10 protein-coding genes and 1 pseudogene are annotated in these 9,766 nt (G+C 72.6%); 5 read left to right on the top strand and 6 right to left on the bottom strand.

Features of this window, described 5'->3' with window-relative positions; genetic code table 11:
- The first annotated feature begins 119 nt into the window (after positions 1–119).
- Entirely contained in the window at positions 120–1,007 is an 888-nt protein-coding gene (locus ACIOGZ_RS41760; protein WP_400989889.1) for an alpha/beta fold hydrolase, read from the top strand.
- A complete protein-coding gene (locus ACIOGZ_RS41755; RefSeq protein ID WP_400989887.1) occupies positions 1,004–1,666 on the top strand; it encodes a 4'-phosphopantetheinyl transferase in 663 nt (220 codons plus the stop codon). Before ACIOGZ_RS41760 ends, ACIOGZ_RS41755 begins: the two co-directional genes overlap by 4 nt.
- 186 nt (positions 1,667–1,852) lie before the next feature.
- Here ACIOGZ_RS41755 and ACIOGZ_RS41750 read toward each other — a convergent pair whose 3' ends face one another.
- Positions 1,853–2,692 (bottom strand): SAM-dependent methyltransferase, encoded by an 840-nt coding sequence (locus ACIOGZ_RS41750; RefSeq protein WP_400989885.1) that lies wholly within the window; start codon positions 2,690–2,692, stop codon positions 1,853–1,855.
- 131 nt (positions 2,693–2,823) lie between these two features.
- Positions 2,824–3,498, bottom strand: coding sequence for a helix-turn-helix domain-containing protein (locus ACIOGZ_RS41745; protein WP_400807876.1), 675 nt, complete (start codon positions 3,496–3,498; stop codon positions 2,824–2,826).
- Positions 3,499–3,680: 182 nt separating this feature from the next.
- Here ACIOGZ_RS41745 and ACIOGZ_RS41740 point away from each other — a divergent pair, with 182 nt between their 5' ends.
- From ACIOGZ_RS41740 to ACIOGZ_RS41730, 3 genes are all read left to right on the top strand, one after another.
- Entirely contained in the window at positions 3,681–4,871 is a 1,191-nt protein-coding gene (locus ACIOGZ_RS41740) for a cytochrome P450 (protein ID WP_363589600.1), read from the top strand.
- 301 nt (positions 4,872–5,172) lie between these two features.
- Complete coding sequence (locus tag ACIOGZ_RS41735; protein ID WP_363633643.1) at positions 5,173–5,874, top strand: hypothetical protein; 702 nt, start codon at positions 5,173–5,175, stop codon at positions 5,872–5,874.
- A gap of 102 nt (positions 5,875–5,976) precedes the next feature.
- Positions 5,977–7,338 (top strand): M64 family metallopeptidase, encoded by a 1,362-nt coding sequence (locus ACIOGZ_RS41730; RefSeq protein WP_363589596.1) that lies wholly within the window; start codon positions 5,977–5,979, stop codon positions 7,336–7,338.
- Between the two features lie 69 nt (positions 7,339–7,407).
- Here ACIOGZ_RS41730 and ACIOGZ_RS41725 read toward each other — a convergent pair whose 3' ends face one another.
- The 4 genes and pseudogenes from ACIOGZ_RS41725 to ACIOGZ_RS41710 all read right to left on the bottom strand — a co-directional run.
- A complete protein-coding gene (locus tag ACIOGZ_RS41725; RefSeq protein ID WP_380425384.1) occupies positions 7,408–7,641 on the bottom strand; it encodes a hypothetical protein in 234 nt (77 codons plus the stop codon).
- 444 nt (positions 7,642–8,085) lie between these two features.
- Positions 8,086–8,694 carry an anthrone oxygenase family protein gene (locus ACIOGZ_RS41720; RefSeq protein ID WP_363589724.1) on the bottom strand — a complete coding sequence of 203 codons (609 nt, stop codon included), beginning with the start codon at positions 8,692–8,694 and terminating at the stop codon, positions 8,086–8,088.
- A 211-nt stretch (positions 8,695–8,905) separates the two neighbouring features.
- On the bottom strand, positions 8,906–9,565 hold the full coding sequence (locus tag ACIOGZ_RS41715; RefSeq protein ID WP_400807885.1) for a hemerythrin domain-containing protein: 660 nt from the start codon (positions 9,563–9,565) through the stop codon (positions 8,906–8,908).
- Between the two features lie 84 nt (positions 9,566–9,649).
- Positions 9,650–9,766, bottom strand: a pseudogene (locus tag ACIOGZ_RS41710) (NmrA family transcriptional regulator); the annotation flags it as partial.

Here is a 9,766-nt window from a genome sequence, read left to right as displayed (position 1 = left end):
CTCCTCCCCAAACACACCATCCCCAACCAACACACCAAAGCCACCCACAACGCCCTCACCAACCTCAACCACCAACTCACACACAACACAAACACCACAGACGCAGACAGGAGCACCTCGTGACCACCACCACTGACATCACCATCACCGACCTCACCACCACCACCCCCGACGGCGCCCGCCTCACCGTCGCCATCCACCACCCCGCCCACATCGACCCCCACGACACCACCCCCACCAGCACGCCCCTGATCGTCCTCGCCCACGGCTGGGGCGCCACCCACACCGTCTGGCACGCCACGGCCCGACTGCTGGCCGCCCAGGGCCACACCGTCGTCGCCTACGACCAGCGCGGCCACGGCACCAGCACCCTTGGCGACAAGGCCCTCACCATCCAGCAACTCGGGCACGACCTCGCCACCGTCGCCGACGCCCTCGCCCCTCACCGTCCCGTCGTCATCGCCGGCCACTCAGGCGGCGGTTACGCCGCGCTCGCCTACGCCACCCAGCTCTACGCCGACGCCCCCCGCACCGCGCCCCAGCGCCTCGTCGGCCTCCTCCTCGCCGCCAGCGCCGCCGACGACCAGCAGACCCCTCCGGGCGAACTCCGCATCATGAAGACGAAGGCCTTCCAGCGCGCCCTCAAGAGCCCCCGGCTCGGCCGCCAGCTCCTCAAGAAGACCCTCCACCCCAACACCCCCGCTCACACCCAGGAGACCAACCGCCGTCTCTTCGCCAACACCAACCCCCACACCCGTCTCACCACCTTCGCCTCCACCAGCACCATGGACCACACCCCCCACCTCCGGAACATCACCACCCCCACCACGATCCTTCGTGGCACCCACGACACCTCTGTCGGCCAGACCCACATCCGCACCCTCCAAACCCACCTCCCCAACACCACCGTCGACACCCTCGACGACGCCGGCCACATCCTCCCGCTCGAAGCCCCTCACCAAATCGCCCGCCAGATCCACCAGCTCACACTCACGTCGCAGCGGTGACCACCACCTCCCTGACCACCGAGCTGGGCAGGCTCCTGCCACCAACTGTCCACTGCACCGAGGCCTTCGGGCCGCCGCCCCAGGGCGCGCTCCTTCCTGCGGAGCGCGCCCACATCAGTGGCCGATCGCCCCGCAGGCAGCGGCAGTTCACCGCCGCTCGTACGCTCGCCCGTCGTGCTCTCGCCCAGCTCGGCCACCCTCCGGTCCCGCTGCTCCCGGGGCCGGGCGGGGCCCCCGAGTGGCCGTCGGGGACCGTCGGGAGCATCACCCACTGCGACGGTTACACCGCTTGCGCTGCGGCGCACGCGGCCGATGTCATCTCGCTCGGGATCGACGCCGAGCCTGCTCTGCCGCTCCCCGACGGGGTCCTCGCCCTCACCGCCTCCGAGGACGAGCGTCACCGGATCGGCTGGCTACCTCACGGCCAAGTCCCTTGGGACCGACTGCTCTTCAGCGCCAAGGAGGCCACCTACAAGGCCTGCTACCCGCTCACCCGACGCTGGACCGGGCTGGCCGGCATCTCCGTGCGCCTCCACCCCGACCGCACCTTCACCGCCCACCACCCCCACCTGCCCGGCCGCTGCCACGGCCGCTGGACCAGCACCGATGCCGTCCTCCTCACCGCCCTCACCATCCCGCACGGGACCACGACCGGCTGAGCGCGCAGCACCGCGGCACCGCAGCACCGCAGCACCGCAGCACCGCAGCACCGAGGGGACAGTCGACGGATCGGTCAGAGGGACCACCCGACCGGCAAGGAGCCCGGCCCATGGCACTGGCCCACACGCTCACGCTCATCGCCGACGCCGCCGTCTGCCCCGTCTGCCCCACCTGGGCCTTCGTCCTCAACGCGCAGGGCTGTCCAGGCCGTTGTCGCCGGTGCGCACCGCTTCGATGAAGCCGGTGGTGCTCGGGCCCGAGCCGGGCGGGAAGGGGCGGCCGTACGCGGCGGCGACCTCGTCGAGCAGGGTGAGCCGGGTGTTCCAGCCGTGGGCGTCGAGCCACTCGTGGGTGTGGGGGCCGAGGCCGCCCTGCCACAGGTCGGTGATGTGGGCGAGGGCCGGGTCCTGCGGGGTACTGGTCACGTCCCGGCCCTTTTCGAGCAGCAGTCGGCTGCCCGGGGCGGAGAGGGTGCCGACGGCGGTGAGCAGGCCGGCCGCCTGGTCGGCGGTGAGGTAGACCAGCAGTCCTTCGGCCAGCCAGACGGTGGGCCGCTCCGGGTCGAGGCCGGCTTCGACGAGGCGGCGCGGCCAGTCCGGGTCCAGCAGGTCGCCGGGCAGCGTGGTGCGTTCGCCGGCCGGGTCGGCGCCGAGTTCGTCCAGGACCTGCTGCTTGAAGGTCAGGACGGGCGCGAGGTCGAGTTCGAAGAGGCGGGTGCCGGCCGGCCAGTCGAGCCGGTAGGCGCGGGCGTCCAGGCCTGCCGCGAGCAGGACGACCTGGTCCGCGCCGGCGGCGAGCAGGCGGTCGTCGTAGAAGCGGGTGCGCAGGATGCCGTGGACCACCAGGCCTTTGGCGAGGCCGCTCGCCGGTCCCGAGGTGGGCATCGGCATGCCGGAGGCGGTGACGAAGGCGGCGGCGTAGGGGTCGGTGAAGAGCGGTTCGGGGCGGGAGCTCTCGTAGGCGCGCACCAGCGCGACGGACAGGGCGGTACGGGAGACCGGGCTCAGCGGGTCGGTGGTCGTCATGCCCGGGAATCTACCCCGGCGCCGAGTCGGCCGGGCCGGCACTCCCCCTCGCCGGACCAGGCCGGGCCGGACGGGCACCTGGCCTGCGGGGACAGCGAGTTGACGCAACGCCACGAGGTCGCGCCACGAGGTCACGTCAGGAGGTGACGCCAGCGGTCGGCGGACTCCATCATGTCCCGGATGACGCGTTCCAGGAACGTCCCGCCCCTGGCCAGCCGCTGCCCCACGGGGCTGTCGGGCCCGAACTCCGCCGCGGCCGTCATCGCGATCCGCGCCGTCCCGAGCGTCTCCCGCGAGCCGATCATGATCGAGTGGTACCAGGCCTCGTCGTCGACCACGTAGATGTCGCGACGCCGCTGCGGATCGCGTTCGCGCCGGACGTACCCGTGCTGGACCAGGTAGTTCACGGCCACGGAGACGGAGGCCGCACTGACGTTCAGCCTGCGGGTCAGCTCGGCCGCGGTGCGCCTGCCGTCCTCGGACAGCAGCAGGTCGATGTGCACGCGCGCCGTCATCCTCGGCAGCCCCGTCCTGACCGCCATCTCGATGATCTCCTCTCCCGTCGGGCTGTCCGAGGGCCCGTCCGCGGGCGGCGGCGCCGGGGTGCCGCGCCGCGCGCGCTGGACCGTCGCCCGGTGCGCCTGTTCGGGCCGGTAGCCGCTGGGGCCGCCATTGCGCCCGATCTCCCGGCTGATCGTCGACGTCGGCCGAGCGAGCCGCCTGGCGATCTCGGCGTAGGAGAGCCCGTCGGCGAGTCCGGCCGCGATGCGCTGGCGGTCCTGCTGGGTCAGTCGTCCTCCTGGCATGCCGCCAGTATTGCCTTCGCATTCATCCATTGCAATGCGGCATTGCATTCGACCTCAGCGTCATTGCATCAATTTACCGCTGTTCACCTGGGATAACTGCTTCGACCAATTGCGACCATGCTGAATGCAACGTAGCTTTCGAAGAGTCCCGAAGACGCATTTCCGCGAGATGAGGAACGGTCATGGGTGAATCCGTCCACACCGTCACCACGCTGCCGACGGCGCGCCCGCCCGGCTGCCCCTTCGACCCGCCGGCCGAGCTGACCGACGCCCGACGGCACGGCCCCCTCAGCCGCTACACCCACCCCGGTGGGGCGGCCGGCTGGCTGATCACCGGGTACGAGCTGGTCAGGTCGGTCCTGGCCGACCCGCGGTTCAGCTCGCGCAAGGAGCTCATCAACGTGGGCGACTTCGAGATTCCTCCGGCTCCGCCCGGCGAGTTCCTCCTCATGGACGACCCGCAGCACGGGCGCTACCGGAAGCCGCTGGTGGGCAAGTTCACCGTGCGGCGGATGCGGCTGCTCGCCGAGCGCGTCGAGCAGATCACCGCCGAGTGCCTGGACGCCATGGAGGCGGCCGGGCCGTCGGCGGACCTGGTGACCGCGTTCGCCAAGCCCATCCCCGCCATCGTGATCTGCGAGCTGCTGGGGGTGCCGTACGAGGACCGCGGCTCCTTCCAGGAGCAGATCGACTCGTTCGTGAACGGGGAGACGAGCGACGAGGAGCTGATCGCGGCCTACACGGCGACCCAGCAGTACCTCGCGGAGCTGGTGGCCGCCAAGCGTGCGAACCCCACCGACGACGTGCTCAGCGACCTCATGGACAGCGACCTCACCGATGAGGAGCTGAGGGGCGTCAGCCTGATCCTGCTGGCGGCCGGGCTCGACACCACCGCGAACATGCTGGCGCTGGGCACCTTCGCGCTGCTGCAGAACCCGGCGCAGCTGGCCGACCTGCGCGCCGACCCGACGCTCACCGGCCGGGCCGTCGAGGAACTGCTGCGGTACCTGAGCGTCGCCAAGTCGTTCATGAGGACGGCGCTGGAGGACGTCGAGTTGGGAGGCCAGACCATCAAGGCCGGCACGACGGTCATCCTGTCGTACAACACCGCCAACCGTGACCCAGAGCGCTTCGCCGATCCCCACGTGCTCGACTTCCGGCGGCAGTACGCCGGGCATCTGGCCTTCGGCCACGGCGTCCACCAGTGCCTGGGGCAGCAGCTGGCCCGCGTCGAGCTGAGCGTCGCGATCACCGCGCTCGTCAAGCGCTTCCCCACGCTGCGCCTGGCCGTACCGGCGGAGGAGGTCGGCCTGCGGCCGGAGGCCGCGGACATCTACGGGGTGAAGAGCCTCCCGGTCACCTGGGACGCGTGACCGGGAACCGGCCCGGGAGAGGTCGGGGCCAGGGTCGGGGTCCGGGTCGGGATCGGGGGACCCGCCCGGGCGGAGGGGCCGAGGGGTTGTCCGCCCGTGCCCGGAACGACCGAAAACACGCGGTCACCGGCGTACCTCCCGCACCCCCGGCATGGCACAAGTCCGTTACAGCGGTGCCGGGTTCCTCCCGCCCCGCACGCGTCCCTGGCATCATCCAAGTCCGTGCCGCCCCCGGAGCGGCCCACGGCGTGCCGGGGCGTCGGCCCGCATGGCGACCGACGTCCAGACGAGGGGGAGTCCGATGACGCTGTTCGGCAAGCCGCCGGGCCCGCAGGACGCCCGGCCGCGCGGGCGGGCCACCGCGCTGACGCCGCGGGTCGTGGCGCAGGCCCTGCTCATGCTGCTCGGACTGTCCGCGGTCGGCCTCGGGTTCGCGCGGTTCGTCGGCGCGTACCACGAGGGGTGGGCGTACCGCGGCGCCCCGGTCTGCGGCGCTCCGGCGATCGGGCCCGGGGTGGACTGCACGCTGCGGGAGAGCGGGCGGGTGACGAAGAGGGCGGCGGAGCGGGACGGCGACTCGACCTCGTACACCCTGACCGTGGCCCGCGAGAAGGCTCCGACCGACACCTACGACGTCGGGGAGGCGTTCTACGACGACGTGCGGATCGACACGGTCGTGAACCTGACGGTCTGGAGGGGCCAGGTGGTCGAGGTCGACCACCAGGGGCACCGGGCGCGCAATCCGCACACCCTGTGGCTGGCCATCCTGAAGCTGGCGCTGCTGATCGGCGCGGGCACGGCCCTGATCACGGGCGGCCTGCTCGGGCCGAACGTGCGCTCCTGGTGGATCTCGGCCGGGATGTCCGTACCCGTGGCGGTCACCACGCTGGTGGGTGCCGCCATGCTCCTCCTGATGGACTGGCCGCTGCCCGTGACCGTGACCCTGGCCGTCCTGGCCTGGCTGCTCGCGGTCTCCGTCATCAGCGGGATGTCCGCGGAGTAGCGGCCCGGAGCGGATCCGGAATGCCCCTCACAGGTTGTCAGGTTCTCAACATGGGAAATAGGCTGCCACCTCCCGCTCACGCCACCACCGGGGAGGCCACCCATGCCCAGCAGTACCAGGAGCCGCAGGACCAGAACCGCCGCAACCCTCCTCACCGCCGCCCTGGCCGCGGCCCTCCTCGGCGGCGCCCCCGCGCTCGCCGCACCCGGAGCCCCGCCCGGACCCACGACGGGCGCCGTCCCCATAGCCGCTCCGGCGGACGGCCGGCACCCGGTCGAGGTGTTCGGCGAGGACGGCGGCATCTCCCGGGCCCTCGTCCCCGGCGGCTCCCCGTACACGGCCGGCTCCCGCGCCCAGGGCGTGGCCCCGCTCCAGGACGACGGCGACGTCACCGCGCTGGTGCGCAACGGCGATCCGGCCGCCAAGCTCGACGTGGTGGTCATCGGCGACGGCTACGCGACGCAGGAACAGGAGAAGTTCCGCAGCGACGCGGCCGAGAAGTGGCGCGAGATCACCGCCGTCGAGCCGTACGCCACCTACCGCAACCTGTTCAACGTCTGGGCGGTGTCGGCCGTTTCGCCCGAGTCGGGCGTCTCCGGGGATCCGGACCAGACGACCGTCCGGCACACCGCGCTGGGCTCGTACTTCTGGTGCGACGGGGTGGAGCGGCTGCTCTGCGTGGACGAGAAGGCGGTCGAGCGCTACGCGGCCAAGGCCCCGCAGGCGGACCTGGTGATCGTGGTGGCCAACAGCACCAAGTACGGCGGCGCGGGCTACAACGACGTGAAGTCCCCGCTCGGTTACGAGGGCATCGCCACCGTGGCGGGCGGCAACGCGAAGTCCGGGCAGATCGCGGTGCACGAGACCGGGCACTCGCTGGGCAAGCTCGCCGACGAGTACGCGTACGACGGCCAGGGCACCTACCAGGGCGCGGAGCCGGCCGAGGCCAACATCAGTACGCTGACCGCCGACCGGATGCGCGCCCAGGGCACCAAGTGGTCCCGCTGGCTCGGCCGGACGTCACCCGACGGCGGGACGGTCGGCGCGTACGAGGGCGGCGGCTACTACCCGACAGGGCTGTACCGGCCGACCGAGAACTCGATCATGCGCTCGCTCGGGCGGGAGTTCAACCTGCCCGGACGGGAGGCGATGATCGCCGGCTTCTACCGTCACGCGACCCCGCTGACGAGTCCCGTCTCCACCGCCACCCGGCTCACCTCCGCCAGCCGCCTCACCGTCGACCTGCCCGTCCCGGGCACCCGGCTGCGCTGGTTCCTGGACGGACGCGAGCTGCCCGGACAGCGCGGGCGTACCGCGCCCGACCTCGCCGCCCTCCACCCGGGCGGACCCCGCTCCCGGCCGCACCTGCTCACGGCCGTCGCCACCGACCCCACCCCGGCGGTGGCCGACCCGGCGCTGCGCGAGCACCTGACCGGGAGCCTGTCCTGGCTGGTGACGCTCTGACGCGCGTCCACCACGGCGACGGCCCCGGGCCCGGCAGCGCGGCGCTGCCGGGCCCGGGGCCGGCCGTCCCTACCGCCCGCCCTCTCCCGGCCTGCGAGGGGGGTTGCGCCGCAGCGGGGCCAGTTCCCGGGCCAGCGTCCGCACGTCCACGGCTATCCGCGCCGCGAGTTCGCCCGGCCCCGCGTCGCCCGGCAGGCGCCGGGACCAGGAACGCGCCTTGGCCGGACCGTCCTGGACCATGTCGAAGTTCAGCCGCACCGCCCCCGCCACGTCGGCCAGGGTCACCAGGATCCGGGTGTCCACGAGGTCGATCGTGACCTCGTTCCCGATGCACGAACACGCCACCAGACCCTCGATGTCCTCCTCCGCCAGATATCTGGCCAGGGGAACCGCTCTCCCCCGGATCAGGTACGGACGTATCACCGCCACCACAGACCCCGCCCCCTCTCCAGCTCACCGGACACGCCGACCACCGTACGGCCCGGCAACGGCGCAAGCGCACCGCAACGACCGGGCCCGCCCATGCTCCACCCATAGCCCCCGGATCGCCAAGTCCAGGACGTCCCAGGTGACTTGACCGACAGCACTGGCCCGGCGCACCGGCGCACGCCCCGGCGCACTCGGGCGCCCCGCCATCGAGCCCGGGGGCAGCAGGCCCGCCGCACCCGAAACGCACGAACGCCCGCCCGCACGAGGCGGACGGGCATCCCCGCGGCCGCGCAGCCCTGCGGCGCGCGGCCGGGCCGCTCAGCGGCCCAGGCGGCTGAACCGGCCATGCAGGACCAACGAGCGGCTCAGGGCCGCCAGGCCCGCCGTGCAGAGCAGTGTGCGGAGCATGTTGGCGGCCACCCAGGTGCCCTCGAACTTGGCGCGCACGCCGGCGAAGTCGTGGATCTGGGACGGGTCGCCGGCCGCCGCCAGCTCGTTGTTGAGCGGGATGTTGACGCCCATCGTGACCATCAGCGCCACCACGTACAGCACCGTCGCCCCGGCCGCCCACAGCGCCGCCTGGCGCCGGCCGGCCTTGTGCTGGAGCCAGGCCGCCACGCCGGTGGCGGCGAAGGCTCCGACGAAGACCAGGCCGAACATCCCGTTCTCGATCGACGAGTTGATGTGCTGCATCGCCGTCACGTACGTCCGGTCGTCCCCGGCCGCGAGGCCGGGCATCACCGACACGTCGAAGGCGAAGAACAGGCCCGCCATCAGGCCCATCGCGATGGTGGCGCCCGCCAGGACGGGCCCGGCGGCGCGGCCCTGCCCGGCGGTTCCGCCGTACGGTGAACTCCCCGGCCGCACACCGCCGATGGCCGACGGGACCGCGTACGACACCGGTGCCGACCTCTGATCCGAACGCATCACAGGACCCCTTTTCACTCTCCCGGCCCCGCAGGACGCGGCGCCGGCGAACAGCGGAACGAACGACACCACCCACCGTGCGGTGCCGCCCGCAACGGAACCGCGACAACCGGAACCCCGCTACGCGCGACGACACTTGCGGCACCGGAGAGTGCCGGGTGCCGCGACGAGTGCCGGGAGGAGTCCAGGGGAGTTGGAAAGGGGCCGGCGGTCACAGAACCGGGTTCAGGGTGCGCCGGTACCGGCGCTCCAGCACCGTACGGCCGATCAGCCGCACCGGGCCCGGGATGGTGGCCGACACGGCCCGCACGGACGCCGCGTCCGCGCCGTCGAACATCCACGGCTGCAGGTACGTCATGACCTGCCCCGGCGCGCTCTGGATGATCCGCCGCTCCACCCGCAGGTACTCGTCCACCGGCAGGCCCGCGATCGCCGGGAACACCACCGGCTCCTCGTGCCCCAGGTGCTCGCGGATCAGGTTCTCGAACCCCGCCGCGGCCTCGGGCAGTTCGGCGATCCGGCGGGCGGAGAGCACGTCCGCGACCCGGCGCATCGTCCGGTCGAGCGCTTCGTGGTCCTGCTCCAGGATGCCGCCGCCGTCGAAGCCGGCCAGCCGCTCGCGCAGGAAGGGCCAGAGGATCTCGTCCTCGCTGTGGTGGTGCCAGTCGATGACGGCCCGCAGCCGGCCGAACCAGTCCGCCAGGGCCGCCGCGGGGCCCCAGCCGCCCGCGGACGAACCCCGGGCGGCGGCCGCGCTCAGCCGCGCGGCGTCCCGGCGCATCGCCACGTGCATCAGCCCGAAGCCCCGGATGTGCCCGGGCAGCGAGCCCACGCCCTGCTCACTCGACCAGACCTGCTTGCCGTCCGACATGGCCAAACCTCCACTGTTATGTCCGGATACACGACCGACGCCCGCCCGGTGGCGGCCTGTTCGGGCCGCCACCGGCGAGCCGGATCACACGTTCCACACGCCCGAAGCGGCGGCCTCGCGGGCGAAGTCGGCGAAGTCCCGCGGCTCACGCCCCAACGCCCGCCGCACCCCGTCCCCCAACGAAGCGTTACGACCGTCCAG

The organism is Kitasatospora sp. NPDC088160, from assembly GCF_044741445.1.
GTDB lineage: Bacteria > Actinomycetota > Actinomycetes > Streptomycetales > Streptomycetaceae > Kitasatospora.
The sequence above is the reverse complement of the archived record's forward strand: the minus strand, read 5'-3'. Positions and strand labels throughout refer to the sequence as shown.